The organism is Zobellia russellii (assembly GCF_018728565.1).
Classification (GTDB): domain Bacteria; phylum Bacteroidota; class Bacteroidia; order Flavobacteriales; family Flavobacteriaceae; genus Zobellia; species Zobellia russellii.
In genome coordinates this window covers 21,974-41,531 of record NZ_JACSOI010000013.1, presented here as the reverse complement: position 1 = coordinate 41,531, position 19,558 = coordinate 21,974, and the positions used below count along the sequence as shown (strand labels likewise).

The 19,558-nt window shown below is 37.7% G+C and carries 19 protein-coding genes; 7 read left to right on the top strand and 12 right to left on the bottom strand.

Annotation, left to right across the window (positions count from 1 at the left end; all coding sequences use genetic code 11):
* Positions 1-7: 7 nt before the first annotated feature.
* The 11 genes from hisG to H9565_RS19730 all read right to left on the bottom strand — a co-directional run bounded on the left by hisG (position 8) and on the right by H9565_RS19730 (position 11,940).
* Positions 8-865, bottom strand: a complete 858-nt coding sequence (gene hisG / locus H9565_RS19780) for an ATP phosphoribosyltransferase (protein WP_215442127.1) — start codon at positions 863-865, stop codon at positions 8-10.
* A 249-nt stretch (positions 866-1,114) separates the two neighbouring features.
* A complete protein-coding gene (locus H9565_RS19775; RefSeq protein WP_215442107.1) occupies positions 1,115-1,930 on the bottom strand; it encodes a prohibitin family protein in 816 nt (271 codons plus the stop codon).
* A 10-nt stretch (positions 1,931-1,940) separates the two neighbouring features.
* Complete coding sequence (locus tag H9565_RS19770) at positions 1,941-3,968, bottom strand: VWA domain-containing protein (RefSeq protein WP_215442106.1); 2,028 nt, start codon at positions 3,966-3,968, stop codon at positions 1,941-1,943.
* Positions 3,969-4,038: 70 nt separating this feature from the next.
* On the bottom strand, positions 4,039-4,785 hold the full coding sequence (gene fabG / locus H9565_RS19765; RefSeq protein ID WP_215442105.1) for a 3-oxoacyl-[acyl-carrier-protein] reductase: 747 nt from the start codon (positions 4,783-4,785) through the stop codon (positions 4,039-4,041).
* Positions 4,786-4,901: 116 nt separating this feature from the next.
* Positions 4,902-5,774, bottom strand: a complete 873-nt coding sequence (gene sucD / locus H9565_RS19760; RefSeq protein WP_215442104.1) for a succinate--CoA ligase subunit alpha — start codon at positions 5,772-5,774, stop codon at positions 4,902-4,904.
* Between the two features lie 70 nt (positions 5,775-5,844).
* Positions 5,845-6,777 (bottom strand): UDP-3-O-(3-hydroxymyristoyl)glucosamine N-acyltransferase, encoded by a 933-nt coding sequence (locus H9565_RS19755; RefSeq protein WP_215442103.1) that lies wholly within the window; start codon positions 6,775-6,777, stop codon positions 5,845-5,847.
* A gap of 58 nt (positions 6,778-6,835) precedes the next feature.
* A complete protein-coding gene (efp, locus tag H9565_RS19750) occupies positions 6,836-7,402 on the bottom strand; it encodes an elongation factor P (RefSeq protein WP_215442102.1) in 567 nt (188 codons plus the stop codon).
* A gap of 82 nt (positions 7,403-7,484) precedes the next feature.
* Positions 7,485-8,270 (bottom strand): acyl-ACP--UDP-N-acetylglucosamine O-acyltransferase, encoded by a 786-nt coding sequence (lpxA, locus tag H9565_RS19745; protein WP_215442101.1) that lies wholly within the window; start codon positions 8,268-8,270, stop codon positions 7,485-7,487.
* Between the two features lies 1 nt (position 8,271).
* Positions 8,272-9,657 (bottom strand): bifunctional UDP-3-O-[3-hydroxymyristoyl] N-acetylglucosamine deacetylase/3-hydroxyacyl-ACP dehydratase, encoded by a 1,386-nt coding sequence (locus H9565_RS19740; RefSeq protein WP_215442100.1) that lies wholly within the window; start codon positions 9,655-9,657, stop codon positions 8,272-8,274.
* A complete protein-coding gene (lpxD, locus tag H9565_RS19735; protein WP_215442099.1) occupies positions 9,638-10,687 on the bottom strand; it encodes a UDP-3-O-(3-hydroxymyristoyl)glucosamine N-acyltransferase in 1,050 nt (349 codons plus the stop codon). The genes H9565_RS19740 and lpxD overlap by 20 nt, the downstream gene beginning before the upstream one ends.
* Before the next feature lie 23 nt (positions 10,688-10,710).
* Positions 10,711-11,940, bottom strand: a complete 1,230-nt coding sequence (locus tag H9565_RS19730) for an HD domain-containing protein (protein WP_215442098.1) — start codon at positions 11,938-11,940, stop codon at positions 10,711-10,713.
* Positions 11,941-12,084: 144 nt separating this feature from the next.
* Between H9565_RS19730 and porX the strand changes: the two genes are divergently transcribed.
* The 6 genes from porX to H9565_RS19700 all read left to right on the top strand — a co-directional run bounded on the left by porX (position 12,085) and on the right by H9565_RS19700 (position 17,095).
* Positions 12,085-13,626, top strand: a complete 1,542-nt coding sequence (gene porX, locus H9565_RS19725; protein WP_215442097.1) for a T9SS response regulator signal transducer PorX — start codon at positions 12,085-12,087, stop codon at positions 13,624-13,626.
* A 13-nt stretch (positions 13,627-13,639) separates the two neighbouring features.
* On the top strand, positions 13,640-14,050 hold the full coding sequence (gene tsaE, locus H9565_RS19720; RefSeq protein ID WP_215442096.1) for a tRNA (adenosine(37)-N6)-threonylcarbamoyltransferase complex ATPase subunit type 1 TsaE: 411 nt from the start codon (positions 13,640-13,642) through the stop codon (positions 14,048-14,050).
* 193 nt (positions 14,051-14,243) lie between these two features.
* A complete protein-coding gene (locus H9565_RS19715; protein ID WP_215442095.1) occupies positions 14,244-14,504 on the top strand; it encodes a hypothetical protein in 261 nt (86 codons plus the stop codon).
* A gap of 378 nt (positions 14,505-14,882) precedes the next feature.
* The gene (locus H9565_RS19710; RefSeq protein WP_215442094.1) at positions 14,883-15,266 is read left to right on the top strand and encodes a hypothetical protein; all 384 of its coding nucleotides are present in this window, start codon (positions 14,883-14,885) and stop codon (positions 15,264-15,266) included.
* Between the two features lie 106 nt (positions 15,267-15,372).
* Positions 15,373-16,572 carry an alanine dehydrogenase gene (locus H9565_RS19705; protein ID WP_215442093.1) on the top strand — a complete coding sequence of 400 codons (1,200 nt, stop codon included), beginning with the start codon at positions 15,373-15,375 and terminating at the stop codon, positions 16,570-16,572.
* A gap of 142 nt (positions 16,573-16,714) precedes the next feature.
* Positions 16,715-17,095 (top strand): DUF4258 domain-containing protein, encoded by a 381-nt coding sequence (locus H9565_RS19700; protein WP_215442092.1) that lies wholly within the window; start codon positions 16,715-16,717, stop codon positions 17,093-17,095.
* Between the two features lie 40 nt (positions 17,096-17,135).
* Here H9565_RS19700 and H9565_RS19695 read toward each other — a convergent pair whose 3' ends face one another.
* Positions 17,136-18,302, bottom strand: coding sequence for a proline dehydrogenase family protein (locus H9565_RS19695; protein ID WP_215442091.1), 1,167 nt, complete (start codon positions 18,300-18,302; stop codon positions 17,136-17,138).
* A gap of 127 nt (positions 18,303-18,429) precedes the next feature.
* Between H9565_RS19695 and aroB the strand changes: the two genes are divergently transcribed.
* Positions 18,430-19,494: a 3-dehydroquinate synthase gene (gene aroB / locus H9565_RS19690; RefSeq protein ID WP_215442090.1), complete on the top strand. Its 1,065-nt coding sequence runs from the start codon at positions 18,430-18,432 to the stop codon at positions 19,492-19,494.
* The last annotated feature ends 64 nt before the right edge of the window (positions 19,495-19,558 follow it).

Here is a 19,558-nt window from a genome sequence, read left to right as displayed (position 1 = left end):
CGGAAAATTAAAGTACCATCTTTTCAATTGGACAAACCAAAATACCTTCTGCACCGGCCTGTTTCAACTCATCTATTACGTCCCAAAACTTATCTTTATTGATTACCGTATGAACCGAGCTCCAACCTTCTTCCGCCAATGGCAAAACTGTTGGGCTTCTCATTCCCGGCAACAACTCCAATACTTTATCCAACTTATCGTTAGGTGCATTCAGCAATACGTATTTAGATTGGCGTGCCTGAAGAACCGACTTTATCCTAAATTGAAGTTTCTTTAAAATTTCCTTTCTTTCTTCGTCAATATTAGGTGACACGGCCAAAACAGCTTCACTGGTAAGCATGATTTCTACCTCTTTAAGGTTATTCTTAAAAAGGGTACTTCCACTAGAAACGATATCACAAATACCATCCGCAAGACCAATGTTTGGGGCAATTTCCACAGAACCATTGATAATATGCAAATCTGCTTTCACCCCTTTTCCTTCTAAATATTTTTGAACTGTATTAGGGTAAGAAGTAGCTATACGCTTTCCTTCAAAATCTTGAACCGATTTATATTTCACCGATTTAGGTACCGCCAAAGACACTTTACATTTTGAGAAACCTAGTTTTTCGACAATACCAATATCCTCTCCTTTTTCAATCAGCACATTTTCCCCAATGATAGCAATATCTACTACACCATCTCTTAAGTACTGAGGGATGTCTCCATTACGTAGGTAAAATACCTCTAAAGGAAAATTTCTAGATGAGGCTTTTAACTGGTCTTTTCCATTATCGATAGACACCCCGCAATCCTTTAATATTTGAAGCGAATCTTCGTTTAACCGACCTGATTTCTGAATAGCAATCCTAATTTTTGTCATTTTCATCTTTGTTATGTTCAAGCCATCAAAAGAGCTCTAAAAGTAAAACCCGTTTGATTGCTCAAACGGGTTTTTAAATATGTTGCACTACTACAATACATTCCTACCTCGCCAGAGCGTGAATATGGAAATGATGATGTGTAGTTCTGTTTTTCATTATGAGGTAAAAGTAAAATCTATTTTTCAATTCTCAAAAGAATAGTTCCAAAATAAACAAAAACAATGCAACTACCTTTTACTTAACACAGATTAGTTATTCCCTAAGATTAAGGGCAGCCCTGATTCTCCGCCCCCAACAACAATTACTTTTGCATTAGGAGACTTAGACAATTCTAATGTGGCATCTATACCTTTATCCTGTAAAATCTTGTCCGTTAACGAAGCACTTAAAATTCTGTTGGCATCCGCCTTACCTTGCGCTTCAATTGTTACCTTTTCCGCTTCTTTTTGAGCCGTGACCAATCTAAACTCGTATTCCAAGGACTCTTGCTCTTGCTTTAATTTACGCTCAATAGCATCTTTAATAGTTGGCGGTAAAGTAACATCTCTTACCAATATTTCATTCAACTGAATATATTGCCCGGAAACAATTTTTTGAGTTTCATCAAAGATTTCCTGTTGAATGGCATCTCTCTTACTGGAATATAATTGCTCAGGTGTATAGCGCCCAACTACAGAACGTGCGGCCGAACGTATGGTAGGCAACAAAACTCTCTGCACGTAAGCCTCACCCTTTTCTTGATGCAACTTACCCAAATCACCACGGATAGGCTCAAACCAAGCAGACGCTTCTAGTTTAATATCCAAACCATTACTGGACAATACGTTCATTTTTTCAAGAACCTCTTGCTGTCTTACTTCATAAATAAAAACCTTGTTCCATGGCGCTACAATATGAAAACCTTCACCTAAAGGCGCCTCATCCGTTACTACACCACCACCAAAAGTTTTATAGAGCACACCTGCCTCACCGGAACCTATGGTGACCGCAGATTTTGAAATTAAAATGATAATAAAAATAAAAGCGAATATTACTGGTAACGCAATCTTAGGTAATTTGTCCATTTATTGTAATTTATATTAGTCCGTTATATTTTCTTAAAAACCATTCTGCAGCAAGGGCAATAACCATAAGTCCTAACAGCAGTCCGAAATCTATCAAAGATACAACATTTTGCTTGTTTTTCCGGGTTGGAAGGAACCTATCGTCTCCTAACAAATCTTGTATTAAATCTTGATTTTGATTGGGATAAAACAGGCTTCCGCCAGTGTTCTGGGCCAAACGTTGTAGTTTTTCATAGTTAGTAGACAGAAACTGTTTTTCAACATCAAAATCAAGTATGGTAAAACTTCCCGACTTTGATAGATTTTCTTTTTTAACCGAAACCGTAAAATCATACTTACCAGCCGATAAATTACTTAAATCTGCTTCATAATAATTACCACGCAACAACATAGGAATCTCGGAAGTAATTTTGGTTTCAGAATTTTTAAGCTTTAGAAGCATTTCCGCATTGGCATCAAACACAAAAGTTTTATCAAAATAAGTTGCGGAAATTCTGGCGTCATCACTTCCCGTATATGTATTTTCATAGTCCAAGGTTAGTCGCTCTCGCGATTTATTACTGGCCAAATACAACGTTAGCTTCCCAATTAAATCATCAAAATTCTTAAAACTCTGTTCATTTCGGTAGTTCTGCATGCGCCATTTCCAGATATGTTCTCCAAAAAGTACTGCATCTCTCTTTTTTCCTTCTTCAAAAACAGCCAATAAAGGCTGGTTCAAATCAACTCCTTTGATGCGCTGTGTTAGCAAAATATCGTTTTTTCCATGTAATACGATGTCTCCCAAACTACTTTGAAGAGGTGGGAAATTTTCCACGGAAAAATCTGCTATGTTAAAAAGTCCAAAACCGGAGTTGGTAACCGCAAAAACCTCTTCGGTTTGATTGTAGCTGTTCTTTGTAAAACTTTTTTGTGCACTATTTAGAAAATTCCAATCGGTTTTAGGTCCTGTAATGGTGAACGTATTTGCCTTTGTATTTTCGATATAATCAAAAACGCCTTTAAAATTTGGGCCAGGTTGATATAAGATAAAAAGGTCTACTCCTTCAAACTTCCTTAAATCGTCCGTAGGACTCAAGATAGAAACTGACCGTTGACCGTTACTTTTTATGGATTTTTTAAGCGCTCCAATATCTGGGTGCACAATAGTAGAGACCAAAGCTATTTTTGTTTTTTCATCAATAACCTCTACTACCACTTCCCTACTATTGTTGGCCGTATTTCTTTCATTTTCCAGGTTTCCTATGGTAACCTTAAGATTTTTGGTTCCCACGGAATTTGCATTCAACAATGTGTTGATTACTTCACTGGAATTGATACTGGAAAATGAAACGTTTTGTCTAAAAACCGATTTCCCATTTAATGCAATACGAACCGGAACCGTGACATCTCGTTTTCCTGAATAGGACACATAAATTTGAACCGGGTATTTATTCTTGAGAAAAGCATATCTGTTCGTGTTAACCTGAGATATGGCAAGGTCTTCATAACGGGTAGTATCACCAACCGCTATAGGGTATATGGGTAATTGCCCGCCACTACTATTAAAATCATAATCTTGACCCAACGTTTGGTTACCATCCGTAAGTAAAACAACAGCAGAATTTGTAGTGGCATATATGTCTTTTAAGGCGGACAGAGCCTGCGAAATATTCGTATTCTTTTCTCTAAAGGAAAGACTATCCCCTTCCTTTAAAAAGCTGCCAAAATTATAGGTATCCACCACAAAGCGTTTTTGAACAGCTCCACTCTGTTTAAGATTTTCTATAGTTTGATGTACTTCTTCTTTTGCCGTGGCTACCGAAGAAGAATTATCGGCCAAAACTATAAGGTTAGCTTTCTCCGTTGTGTATTCGTTTTTTGTGAACTTGGGATTTATAAGCAGTAGAAAACCGCAGAAATACGTAATAAAGCGTAAAAACGATAGCGCAATGCTTAGCTTGCTCCTAAGTTTGTTTTTATGGTAATACTGAAATAACACCAGCGCCAACGAGACTATTACGGCTAAGATTATAAGAAGAATCGTCTGGGTATTCATTAAGGAAGTTTCTTTTTAAGCTATAACAAATTAAAGGGAAGGACTCATGCCTTCCCCTTAAAAGTATATCTTATGTAAGCATGCCGCCATCTACATTCAGTACCTGACCGGTAACATAGGCCGAAAGGTCCGAAGCAAAAAATAGACACGCATTTGCAATATCTTCAGGAGAGCCACCTCTTTTTAGTGGAATACCATCTCGCCAGCCCTGAACCACTTTTTCATCTAGCTTATCCGTCATTTCGGTTTCGATGAATCCAGGTGCAATAGCGTTACATCTAATATTTCTGGAACCTAACTCCAAAGCAACGGATTTAGTAAACCCGATCATACCTGCTTTTGAAGCCGCATAATTGGTCTGTCCGGCATTTCCTTTAACACCAACCACGCTACTCATATTTACAATACTTCCTTTACGTTGCTTCAACATGGTACGTTGAACCGCCTTGGTCATATTAAAAACGGACTTTAAGTTAATCTCTATAACACTATCAAAATCAGCTTCTGACATACGCATAAGCAAGTTGTCCTTGGTTATGCCCGCATTGTTGATCAAAATGTCAATTCCTCCAAAATCTTCAAGAACTCCGGCCACCAATTGCTCTGCCGCTTCAAAGCTTGCCGCATTACTTTTGTACGCCTTGGCTTTTACCCCTAGACCGGACAATTCTTTCTCAAGTGCCAAAGCAGGCGCTTCACTTGAACTGTATGTAAAAGCTACATTGGCCCCGTTTTCAGCAAAAACTCGGGCAATACCAGTACCAATTCCTCTACTGGCACCCGTGATAATGGCATTTTTTCCTTCTAACAATTTCATCCTCTATATAGATTTGCTTTGTTCTACTTCAAATATAAGTTTTGTTTTATAAAAGGGCTATAAAAAAATCCCGTTTCCGATAAGTCGAAAACGGGATTCTTATATCCGTAAGGGAATTAACCCATAACTTCTTTTACTTTCACACCAATTTCTGCTGGAGAATCCACAACATGAATTCCATGCTCCCTCATAATCTTCTTTTTTGCCTGAGCTGTATCATCGCTTCCGCCAACAATAGCACCTGCGTGACCCATAGTTCTACCCGCTGGAGCAGTTTCACCGGCAATAAATCCTACAACTGGTTTTTTACTACCACTTGCCTTGTACCATTTAGCCGCATCCGCTTCTAATTGACCACCAATCTCACCTATCATTACAACACACTCAGTCTCTGGGTCATTTATTAAAAGTTCAACCGCTTCTTTGGTTGTAGTTCCAATAATAGGATCTCCGCCAATACCAATAGCTGTAGTAATACCTAAACCTTGGCGAACTACCTGATCCGCAGCTTCATAAGTTAACGTGCCTGATTTAGATACGATACCAACATTTCCTTTTTTGAAAACAAAGCCTGGCATGATACCTACCTTAGCTTCCTCTGGAGTAATTACACCAGGACAGTTAGGACCAACCAAACGGCAATCCATATTTTTAATATAGTTAGAAGCCTTTACCATATCGGCAACAGGAATACCTTCTGTAATAGTAATGATTACTTTAATACCTGCACTAGCAGCCTCCATGATAGCGTCAGCAGCAAAAGCGGGCGGTACAAAAATAATTGTAGTATCTGCACCTACTTTCTCCACAGCTTCTTCAACCGTGTTAAAAACAGGTCTTCCCAAATGTTCTTGACCACCTTTTCCAGGGGTTACACCACCAACAACATTGGTACCGTACTCTATCATTTGTTCTGCGTGAAAAGTACCTTCACTACCTGTAAATCCCTGAACAATTATCTTGGAATCTTTATTGACTAAAACGCTCATATACTCTCTAGTTTATTTTAATGTGACAAAAATATAGGTTTACAAATGAAATCTGAACTTAGACTGCATATTATTCTTCTAATTTTTTTAGAATGGACGGAATTTTTTTAATATAAGCCAATTGTTTTAGCTTTTCTCGCGATTCTTCAATGGGTGTACCAAAATAACTCTTACCGCCAGCAACGGATTTAGTCACTCCTGTTTGCCCCATAATTACCGCCTTTTTTCCTATGGTAATCCCGCTGTTGGTACCAACTTGGCCCCAAAGCGTAACTTCATCTTCTATGACTACACAACCCGCAATTCCGGTTTGTGAAGCAATTAGACACTTTTCGCCTATTACGGTATCATGCCCAACATGTACTTGATTGTCTAATTTTGTTCCCTTTTTTATAGTTGTATCACCGGTTACACCTTTATCAATAGTGCAAAGCGCACCAATGTCAACGTTATCCTCAATAACTACTCTTCCACAGGAAATTAGTTTATCAAACCCTTCTGGACGGTTTTTATAGTAAAAGGCATCCCCTCCCAAAACTGAACCCGAATGAATACTAACATTATCCCCAATTACGCAATTATCATATAAACAGACATTGGCGTGAATTAAACAGTTCTTGCCAATTTTTACATTGTTACCTATAAATACGTTGGGCTGAATAATGGTTCCCTCTCCTATTTCTGCCGAAACCGCAACCGATGCAGTCGCTCTTTCAAACGGTCTAAAATGTACCGAAAGCTTATTGAAGTCGCGAAAAGGGTCATTAGAAATCAAAAGTGCTTTTCCTTCAGGACAATCTACTTTCTTGTTTATCAAGACAATAGTAGCTTTTGAAGTTAAAGCCTTATCGTAATATTTAGGGTGGTCTACAAAAACAATATCCCCATTCTCAACTACATGAATTTCGTTCATGCCCAAAACCTGAAAATCGTCCGCACCCACATATTCACAATCAATTATGGAGGCAATAGTCTTTAGGCGCTGAGGATTTGGAAATTTCAAAGGAGCAAAGTATCAGTTAGTATTTTTAAAATCGATATAAGTCAGTAATGAATAGCGCTTATTCCTTAACGCGCTCCATATACGTACCTTTATCCGTTTCTATTTTTATTTTATCACCCTCGTTGATAAACAAAGGAACATTTACCTCTGCTCCGGTTTCAACCTTAGCTGGCTTGGTAGCATTGGTAGCCGTATTTCCTTTTACTCCTGGCTCCGTATACGTTACCTCTAGAACAACACTAGCGGGCATTTCTACGGATAAAGGCATACTATCTTCCGTATTGAAAAGAATTTTTACAACCTCACCTTCTTTCAATAACCCTGGAGCATCTAATGCACTTTCTTGAAGCGTTATTTGGTTATAATCATCCGTATTCATAAAATGATAGGTTTCACCCTCAGGATACAAAAACTGGTAAGAGCGTGTCTCTACACGAACATCCTCAATTTTATGACCTGCTGAAAACGTATTATCCAAAACTTTTCCAGTGGAAATACTCTTCAATTTGGTACGAACAAAAGCTGGACCTTTACCTGGTTTAACGTGTAAAAATTCAATGATTTTGTATATATCGTTATTGTAGCGAATACATAGTCCTTTTCTAATATCTGATGTTGATGCCATTTCTAGTTTGCTATTTATTGTGTGATTTTATCAATGGTAGCTCTTTTATAAACAACTGAACTACGCACCTTAAAAACCTTGATTAATTATTGCTGAAATATCCTTTCATAATACCACGTTGGGAATCTCTAATAAACTGAAGAATCTCATCCCTTTCCGGAGTAGCTTCCATTTCAGCCTCTATGATTTGAGTGGCCTGTGAATTGTTATAATGCTTTTGGTAAAGAATACGATAGATATTCTGTATTTCCCTAATTTTCTCCGATTGAAAACCACGTCTTCGTAAACCCACAGAATTGATACCCACGTAAGAAAGAGGTTCACGTGCCGCTTTTACAAAAGGAGGCACATCTTTTCTTACCAACGAACCACCTGTTACAAACGCATGTTGACCCACTGATACAAATTGATGTACGGCAACCAAACCGGCAAGAATTACATTGTCTCCAATAGTAACATGCCCCGCAAGGGTAGAATTATTGGAAAAAATACAGTTGTCACCCACAATACAATCATGAGCAATATGACAATAGGCCATAATCAAACAATTCTCACCAATTACGGTTTTGTTACGGTCAGAAGTACCTTTATGAATGGTCGCACACTCCCTAATAGTAGTGTTGTTACCAATGGTAACTATGGTATCTTCTCCATTATATTTTAAATCCTGCGGTGGAGCGGAAATAACGGCACCGGGAAAAATGTTGCAATTTTTTCCAATGCGGGCTCCTTCCATTATGGTTACGTTAGAACCGATCCAAGTACCATCACCTATCGTTACGTTGTTATGAATTGTAGTAAATGGTTCTACTACAACATTTTTAGCAATTTTTGCGCCCGGGTGAATATAGGCAAGAGGTTGATTCATTCTATTTCTTTTTAGCTATTTGCGCCATTAATTCTGCTTCGCACACTAATTTATTATTTGCGTAAGCATAGGCTTGCATGTGACAGATACCTCTTCTAATTGGTGTAATAAGGCTACAGTGAAAAGTTAACGTATCTCCCGGAAGTACTTTCTGCTTAAATTTAACATTGTCCATTTTCATGAAAAAGGTCAAATAATTTTCTGGATCCGGAACCGTACTCAAAACCAGAATACCACCCGTTTGGGCCATGGCTTCAACCTGTAAAACACCAGGCATAACAGGCGCTCCGGGAAAATGACCAACAAAGAAATTTTCGTTCATGGTCACGTTTTTCATTCCCACCACATGGGTGTCGGATAATTCCAAAATACGATCAATCAACAAAAATGGAGGTCTATGCGGAAGCATATCCATAATTTGATGAATATCCATCAAAGGAGGTTGATTTAAATCATATTGAGGAACTTTATTACGTTTCTCTAATTTTATGATTTTTGAAATTTTCTTGGCAAACTGGGTATTTACATAATGACCAGGCTTATTGGCAATAATTTTACCTCTGATTCGTGTACCTGCCAAAGCAACATCACCAATTACGTCTAATAATTTATGACGTGCCGCCTCATTTGGTTGGTGCAAAGTAAGGTTGTCCAGAATACCATTAGGTTTAACAGAAAGCTTTTTCTTATCAAAAGCTTTTTCTAGTTTTTTCATGGTTTCTTCGGAAATCTCCTTATCTACATATACAATAGCATTATTAAGGTCTCCACCTTTAATAAGTCCGTTTTCCAAAAGCATTTCTAACTCGTGAAGAAAACTGAATGTTCGTGCTTCGGATATTTCACTTTTAAAGTCTGATAAGCGCTCCAAAGTTGCATTTTGAGTACCCAAAACCTTGGTTCCAAAATCTACCATAGTAGTTACTTGATATTCCTCCGATGGTATCACAGTAATCTCACTACCAGTTGCTTCATCCTTAAAAGAGATAACATCTTTTACAATGTACTCTTCACGTTCCGCATTTTGCTCTTCAATACCGGCTTCTTCAATGGCCTGAACAAAATATTTAGAAGAACCGTCCATAATTGGAGGTTCCGGAGCATCTAATTCAATAAGTACGTTATCTACTTCCAAGCCAACGAAAGCTGCCAAAACATGTTCCGAAGTCTGGATTTTAACCCCTCTTTTTTCTAAGTTGGTCCCTCGTTGCGTATTGATTACGTAATTGGCGTCTGCCTCAATAATCGGTTCACCTTCTAGGTCTACTCTTTTAAATGCGTACCCGTGATTTTCTGGTGCGGGAACAAATTTCATGGTTACCTCGGCACCGGTATGAAGACCAACGCCCTTTAGAATAACCTCTTTTTTAATGGTTCTCTGTTTCATTCTTGTATTGATCGCTGTAGTTTTTTTCCAGTTCGTCAATTCTATTTAAAATCTTCGGTAAATTCTTGAAGTAAACGTACGATTTGTTATAATCACCGTAGTTCAGGGCAGGAGACCCTTGCAACACTTCATTGCTCTTAATATTCCGGCCAATTCCCGATTGTGCTTGTATTTTTACATTATCACCAATGGTAATATGACCTACAATACCAACTTGACCACCAATCATACATCGTCTTCCAATCTTGGTTGATCCAGCAATTCCGGTTTGAGCGGCTATAACGGTATGTTCCCCTATTTCGACATTATGTGCAATCTGAATCTGATTATCCAGCTTCACCCCTCTCCTTAATATGGTAGAACCTAGTGTTGCCCTATCTATAGTAGTTCCCGCACCTACATCAACATTATCTTCTAGGATAACATTACCGGTTTGTGGTACTTTTTGATACTCTCCATTTTTATCCGGACTAAAACCGAATCCGTCCGCACCAATAACAACACCGCTATTGATTACGCAATTATTCCCAATTACCGTTTCCGAATAAATCTTAGCTCCCGCAAAAATGCTTACGTTATTACCTATGGAAACATTATCGCCAATATATACGTTAGGATGAATCTTTACATTATCCCCTATAGTAACGTTATTTCCTATATAAGAAAAAGCTCCAAGGTAAAAGTCGCTACCGTACGTAAGCGTTTCGGATTTGAACACGGGTTCTTCTATACCAATCTTGTTGTTCTTTACCTGATTGTAGAATTCCAATATTTTTGAAAACGCTTCGTAAGCATCGTCTACCTTAATAAGGTTAGTCACTAACTCATGCTCAGGAACAAAATCCCTATTTACTATTGTAATGGACGCTTTTGTCGTATAAATATGGGAAGTATATTTTGGGTTGGCTAAAAAAGTTAGGGCTCCTTCTTCGCCCTCCTCTATTTTGGCCAATTTATGAACGGTAACCTCTGGATTTCCTTGTAGTTCACCTTCTAAAATACCTGCAATTTGACCTGCTGTAAATACCATGAGCACAAAAGTAAGAAAAATAGTTAAACAGAATCTTTGGGATAACAGATATAATATTTTGTAACTGTTTTTGAAAGCGCTTTTAGATTCAACTGATCTGAAGCCTTGGCTACATCTATCAACCTCCTATTCTTCTTTAATATATTGATGTTCTGATGATGACGATCATACGCCTTGTTCTCAATTTTTCCTTTAAACACGAAATATGCGGTTTCTTGGTCCGAAAGGTTATATTTTTCCTTTATCCGTGTGGAATGCTTTTTAAAAATACTACTGTCAACAGGACTGTTCTTAAGTTTAACTTTCAAAAACCAACGGTTTATAAGCATCTCACAAAGCTTGGACAACACAAAATCCGGGTGGTCTTGCCATGATTTTATAGCGGCCAGCACATCTACATCGTCCAATTTAGAAAAGGTGTTGAGAATATCCGCATCAAAATCCTGTTTTTCAATTCGGTTCTCCATAAAAAACCGAAGGGCATCACTACAGACCACAACTTGCCCTCCATGCATAATCTCTTTTGCACGTTTAAGAATACGTATCAATAATTGCTCGGCTACGATTCCTGTTTTATGCAAATAAACTTGCCAGTACATAAACCTTCTGGCCATTAGAAATTTTTCAACAGAATAAATCCCCTTTTCTTCAACTACAAGATTACCGTCAACCACATTGAGCATGGTAATTAATCGTTCGGAATTAATATTACCCTCGGCAACCCCTGTATAAAAACTATCCCTTTTAAGATAATCTAACCGGTCCATATCCAATTGACTTGAAACTAACTGATTTAAGAAGCGTTTTTCATATTGCCCCTTAAAAATAGAAATGGCAAGCGTTAATCTTCCGTTAAAGATTTCATTAAGAGCCTCCATAAACCGCAAAGAAATGTGTTCATGATCAGTACTTTCTACAATACTATGCTCCATAGCATGAGAAAAAGGACCGTGCCCTATATCATGCAAAAGAATAGCGATGCACAAACCTTCTTCCTCTGCCGCACTAACCTCTACCCCTTTATACTTAAGAACTTGCAAAGCCTTCTGCATTAAATGCATTGACCCCAGAGCATGATGAAAACGCGTATGATGAGCCCCAGGATATACCAAATAAGATAACCCCATTTGAGAAATACGTCTCAGACGCTGAAAATAAGGATGTCCGATCAAGTCAAATATTAGTCCGTTGGGAATAGTAATAAATCCGTAAATTGGATCATTAAAAATTTTCAATTTTCTAGAGTTTATCAAAATGAGGATTGCTTTGCAGTGTTCACGGCGGTAAAGTTAGTTAAAAGACAAAGTAATAAACTGGGTAAATTAATTTTTTGAGTCCTATTTCTTTAGTTGAAAGCTATTTTGCACCATTTAAAATTGAAATAACAGACCTATTAAATGAATAAAATTACCATATTATGGGTAGATGATGAAATAGACCTACTCAAACCACATATTATATTCTTACAAGGAAAAGGGTATGATGTAATCACTAGCCAAAGCGGACAAGAAGCATTGGAAGAATTACAACAAACCAGAGTTGATATTGTTTTTCTAGATGAAAATATGCCCGGCATATCTGGCCTTGAAACTTTAGGGGAAATAAAAGTACTGGACTCCTCCATTCCTGTGGTAATGATTACCAAAAGTGAGGAAGAGTTTATTATGGAAGAAGCTATTGGCTCCAAAATTGCCGATTATCTTATTAAACCCGTAAACCCTAATCAAATTCTATTATCACTAAAAAAGAATTTAGATCACTCACGCCTGGTTTCAGAAAAAACAACATCTAACTATCAGCAAGAATTTAGAAAAATTGCCATGGACCTCTCTATGGTTAATTCAGTTGAGGAATGGGTAGACCTTTACAAGCGATTAATCTATTGGGAACTACGCTTAGAAGATATTGAGGACAGCAGCATGTTCGAGATACTGGAATCCCAAAAAACCGAAGCCAACAACCATTTTGGAAAATTTGTAGATAGAAATTACCAAAATTGGTTTGAGGGTAACGGGCCTGTACTCTCTCACACTCTATTCAAGGAACTTGTTCAACCGGAACTAAAAGATTCGCGCACGTTGCTTCTTGTTATAGACAACTTACGTTATGACCAATGGTATGCGTTTGAGGACACCGTAAGTTCCTTCTATAAAAAGAATAAGGAGGAATCTTATTTTAGTATCCTGCCCACCGCAACGCAATACGCCCGTAACGCCATTTTTTCCGGTCTAACCCCAATGGCAATGGAAAAAAAACATCCTCAGTGGTGGAAAAACGATACGGACGAGGGAGGCAAAAACCTTCACGAAGCAGATTTTTTAGGCGAGCAGATTAAACGACTAGGGTTAAATTTAAAGTGGGAATACCATAAAATAAGTACACTTAAACAAGGTAAAAACCTGTGCCAAAATTTTAAATCCCAGAAAGACAACGACCTAACTGTACTGGTGTATAATTTTGTGGATATGATTTCCCATTCAAAAACAGAAATGGAAGTCATTAAAGAATTAGCCAGCAATGACAAAGCCTACAGGTCCCTCACCCAAAGTTGGTTTAAAAACTCCCCGTTATTAGAAATAATTCAACAGGCACAACAAATGGGCATGAAGTTGATTATCACCACAGACCATGGTACAATTAACGTAAAGCAACCATCAAAAGTCATAGGAGATAGAGAAACCAGCCTTAACCTTAGATACAAAACAGGAAGAAGCCTCACTTATGAAGAAAAGGATGTCCTGGCCGCCAAAGACCCCGCTCAGATACATTTGCCACGTATTAATATGAGCAGTTCGTTTATATTCGCGAAGAATGACCTTTTCTTTGCCTACCCCAATAACTACAACCATTATGTTAGCTATTACCGGAACACCTACCAACATGGGGGGATTTCTTTAGAAGAAATGATTATTCCGTTTGTAGTTTTGTTACCAAAATAACTTAGTAAAGATTATGAATATCACTTATACCGAAAATGATATAAAAAATGTTGCTGCAACGGTTATTGAAAAAGCAACGGACAAAGTACTTCTTTTTGATGCCCCTATGGGAGCAGGGAAAACCACATTGATAAAGGCCATTGCCAATCAGCTTGGTGCCGCCGATGCCGGAAACAGCCCAACCTTTGGTATTGTTAATGAATATGAAAACCTTGAAGGAGAATTATTGGCTTACCATTTTGATTTTTATCGTCTGAACGATGAACTTGAAGCCTTGGACATGGGTTTGGAAGATTATTTAAATCAAGATGTGTGGGTTTTTATTGAATGGCCCGAAAAAATCTCCTCTTTCCTACCTGAAAACAGCACCCAAATACACATTGAAATACTAGACCCAAATACACGACTTTTGAAAATTTCTTAAACAAATCTTACCATTGGTCGAAAACATCGTTTTTCGTACAACTTTATTGTACGAAACTTGTTAAATTGGCTAAAGTGTAAAATAAATCGGACAAATTGCTTAGCCTTAACATTTAAAAACGTACATTGGCGAGTTTTTTCTCTTACTTTTGCGCTATAACTAATTAATCTTTAATAACTTAAAACCCCTGAAAATGAAAAAATTAGTATTTGGACTTTTAGCATGCGCATCTCTTTTAGCCGTTTCTTGTGAATCTAGTGATGTTGCTTCTGATGATTCAGTTTATGAAGAAGGCGTAGACAGAAGTAAAATTACCACAACCAACAGAAAATCAGTAGACAGAAGTAAGATTACTACAACAAATAGAAAATCTGTAGACAGAAGCAAGATTACCGTATCTAACAGACAATCTGTAGACAGAAGTAAAATCACCACTTCGAACAGAAAAAAATAGAAATAAAATAAAAATTGTTTTTTTTAAAAGGGTAATCAATAAATTACCCTTTTTTTCGTTACCCCATATATAGGAATTGATGCTTCAATGAAAAAGTCCCCTGAAAATAAAAAAATAAGAGTACGATTTATTGTTGAATCTGTCGTTATTTTTTTCATTGCCGCTTCTCCATTTATTTTCAAGCTTCACGAATACCTTCCTACTGACCCCGAAGCAACAATAAATTTATTCGGACTTACTGTTGACCGAAACGGGTTTGCAAACTTAAACACCTATGCATGGTTCCTACTTGGAAAAACAGTCCCCCTTGCTTTGTTATTTATTTGGTTTTTAACGTGTAAACATTGGTGGTATCATATAATTCTGATACCCTTATTAATGTACGCTTTTCAAATTTTTGAGGTTTTTTATACAGACGACACATATATTGATACAAGAAATATTTTATGGCTACTTCCCGTTTGTATGGTGGTTATACCATTAGTTTATTTTATTCGAATTAAACTCTATGACAAATATGTACACGGCATAGACCTAGAAGCCATGGAGGCAGAACTAACGGCCTTAAAGAAAAAGCAAGCCGCTCGATCAGACAATAAAAAACTAGATAAATTTATTTCATCTGAAACTGCAAATAATTCTTCTTCCGATTACCAATCTACACCGGATGCAGCAGACCCTAAATTATCCACAGGAAGTATGGAATCCACTTTTAAGCAAGTGCAGGACCGAGTAAACAATTGGCTTCACTTAAAATTTTAATTTCGGACTAAATTTGCAGGATTGTAAAGCGACTTATCACTTAAAATTCATCAAAATATCGTATTTTTACTGTTAATCGCGTGTTACACGATTAGACGTAAAAACTATGAACCAACCTTCTTCTCCTTTTAGCAAACAGCAATTGCTTCCACAAGAGGAAACCCTAGAAGTTCTTCGCCAAAAGGGCGAACTTTTTATAGGAATCCCAAAAGAGAACCAGTATCAAGAACAACGTGTTTGTCTTACCCCAGATGCGGTTAACGCCATAACCTCTAACGGGCACAGGGTCCTAATTGAGTCAGGTGCTGGGGACGGCGCTAATTATACAGATTTAGAATACACAAATGCTGGTGGAGAAATAACCCGCGATACAAAAAAGGTTTTTTCCTGCCCACTTTTATTGAAAGTGGAACCACCTACTCTATCGGAAATTGAAATGATGAACCCACAAGCTACCATCATTTCTGCTTTACAAATTAAAACACAAAGCAAGGCCTATTTTGAAAAAATGGCCAAAAAACGAATTACCGCCATAGCTTTTGAATACATTCGTGATGAAGATGGCAAATATCCAGCCGTACGATCACTGAGTGAAATAGCGGGTATATCTTCAGTTCTGATAGCCTCAGAAATAATGGCAGCCACCAATGACGGTAACGGACTCATGTTTGGAAATATAAGTGGCGTACCCCCAGTAGAAGTAGTTATAATTGGAGCAGGCACCGTTGGTGAATTTGCCGCGCGGTCTGCATTAGGACTTGGTGCCAATGTCAAAATTTTTGATAATTCAATTTCAAAATTGCGTAGCATCCAATCCAAATTACGACAAACAGTATACACATCTACCATTCAGCCTAAGAACCTGTTAAAATCATTAAAAAGATGTGATGTAGCCATTGGTGCTACACGCGGCAAAGACCGATCACCTGTGGTCGTTACCAGCTCCATGGTAGAGCATATGAAAAAAGGCGCGGTTATTATTGACGTAAGTATTGATATGGGCGGATGCTTTGAAACCAGTTCCGTAACCACCCACAACAAACCCACTATTGAGAAATTTGGAGTAATCCACTATGGGGTGCCTAACATTCCTTCTCGCTATCCAAAAACGGCAACACTTTCTATCAGTAATATTTTCACTCCTTATTTGCTTGAATTAGGAGAAAATGGCGGATTGGAGAATTCACTACGGTTTGATAAAGGACTAAGAAACGGACTTTACATGTACCACGGGATATTAACCAATAAATCCGTTGGTGAATGGTTTGATTTACAGTATAGTGACATCAACTTTTTAATTTTTTAAAGACTTTTTGAACATACTCAAAGCATAGACCCCATAAATAGACGGTTTATTGCTATTTTTGCCACCGTTTTAAGAATTAGTGACAATTTAAATTCACAATTTAACTTAAAACACAGGAAACTAACTTCAGCAATAGCAAACCATGGATTTTTTAAAACGTTTAGGTTTTTACCTCATTGGACTATCAATCGGAATTGTTTTCTTAACGTTTTTTCTGAAGAAAAAATCAAAAGAAACAGGTACGGAATTTTGCTATTTTCCCAACTGCAGGACCCTAAAGGACATTCGCTCCAAGCCAATGTCTTATTCTGATGACGTAAGCCGTTTATTTAGCGAAAAACAAATAGATACAGTAGACATCGCCAACATCTTAAGAAACGGCGATGTAGATTTTTCCAATAGCCAAACAAAGACTACACCCTGCAAAACATATATTATTGAAGGTACAATACAGGATAAAGAAGCTATTTTAAAAATCAGAAATTGTAAAGAGAAAGCTCTTTTAGAATCTATTTCTTATTAAAAAAGAACGCCCGAAACTACTGTTCCAGGCCCTATAAAACTTAAATTTTTCTTCGTTGCCGCTCTTTTTTAAGGAGTGACAATTCTCTTGTAGTCTGCCCTGCCACCGAAGTATTTTCTTCCGCACGACGAATTAAATAAGGCATTACATCCCGCACAGGGCCAAAAGGCAAATACTTGGCTACGTTATAATTTTGATCGGCTAGATTAAAGGAAATGTGATCACTCATACCGTACAACTGCCCAAACCATACCCTGTCATCATTATTTGCAATGGCTTTTTCTGCCATAAGTTCCATCAGCTTATAAGAACTTTCTTCGTTATGGGTGCCAGCAAAAATGGAAACAGTATCTAAGTGATTCAACATATATGCAACGGCATTGTCAAAGTTTTCATCCGTTTCTTGCTTTGAACTGCATATTGGGGATTTATAACCATTTTCTTCGGCCCTATCATTCTCCTTTTCCATATAAGCGCCACGAACCACTTTCATTCCTATTCTAAAATCATCGTTATTGGCTCGTTCCTGAAGTTGTTTCAAATAGTCCAATCTATCCCAACGGTACATTTGTAATGTATTGAATACAATAGCTTTCTTCTTATTATACTTACGCATCATATCCTCCACAAGCTGGTCAGCAGCATCCTGCATCCAACTTTCCTCTGCATCTATAAGCAAGGAAACATCCAAATCATGTGCTTTTTTACACGTTTTATCAAAACGGGCCACTACCCTTTGCCACTCTTCTTCCTCTTTATCGGTCAATTCTTTACCCTCGCTGCGTTTTTGAAAAAGAGCAAACCTACCATAACCCGAAGGCTTGAATACCGCAAAAGGAATAGCATCTTTCTCCTTAACGAAATCCAGAACTTTTAAAATCATTGCCATAGCGTCATCAAAAGGATCTTCCGTGTCCTTACCCTCCACAGAATAGTCCAGAACGGAGCATACATTTTTAGTGTACATCCGATCCACGACCGGCATACAATCCTTCTCATTAACACCTCCGCAGAAATGGTCAAACACAGTTGCCCTTATCAACCCCTCCACAGGAAGATGCGCTTTAATGGCAAAATTTGTCATTGCTGTTCCAATACGAACAAGGGGTTCGTTGGCAATCATACGGAACAAAAAATAAGCACGCTCCAGCTCAGAGTCGGTTTTCAAAGCAAAAGCAATTGCGGTATCTTCAAAAATTCGTTTCATTTATTGTGATTTCTAGCGGGACCAAATATAAAGACAGAAATTGTATTCTTTAGATAAAAAATATGCTTTATTTTGCACATCAGTCGTTAAAAAACTTCGCTTTAGCGGAATAAAAAATCACCTATTAATGCAGTCTATAACAACTTCTTCCTACGCCGTACATTTTAACCAAAGAGCTTACGACGCACTCAATGCTCACTTATCCGGTAAGGCGTATTCCAAAATCTTTATTCTTGTAGACGAAAACACGCACGAACATTGCCTGCCGTCATTTATGACCCAAATACAGGGCGATTATAATTTTGAGATTATTGAGATTGAATCTGGTGAAGAAAACAAAAACATAGACACCTGTACAGGCGTATGGGAAGCCCTGAGCGAACTTGATGGTGACCGAAAAAGTCTCGTCATTAACCTAGGTGGTGGCGTCCTAACCGATTTAGGGGGGTTTGTTGCATCTACTTTTAAAAGGGGTATAAATTTCATAAATGTACCCACAACCCTACTCTCTATGGTTGACGCTTCTGTAGGAGGAAAAACAGGGGTTGACCTTGGTCCATTAAAAAACCAGATTGGAGTAATCAACCAACCTGAAATGGTACTGATAGTAACCAGTTTCTTAAAAACTTTGGAAGAAAGGCAGTTACGCAGTGGTTTTGCAGAAATGCTTAAACATGGACTTATCCAAAACAAAAGCTACTGGGAAGCACTTAAAAAAGTTACCAACTTTTTAAATATTGATGATTTAATATACGATTCCGTTATTATTAAAAACGAAGTGGTACTACAAGACCCTACGGAGCAACATTTGCGGAAAATACTTAACTACGGACATACATTGGGCCACGCCATTGAGTCTTACTTCTTGGAAAGCAAAGTACATAAGGCGCTGTTGCACGGCGAAGCTATAGGTATAGGTATGATTCTTGAAGCTTACCTTTCCAAAAGTCTTTTAGGGCTTTCGGATGAAGAATTAGCAGACATTAAGACTACATTCCTTTCTCATTACGAAAAGGTAACCTTCTCCAAAGAAGACATAAAAACCATCTTATCTTTATTGAAGTTCGATAAGAAAAATTCACATGGCAACATTAATTTTGTGTTGATATCTACAATTGGAGAGCCGGATATAGACATTACCATTCCTGATGAATTATATGAAGATGCTTTTGCATACTACGCTGAACAATAGCTACATATACTAATTCTCCTTATTTGACAACTCTTTAAGGAATTCATCGTAAAAAATACATAGT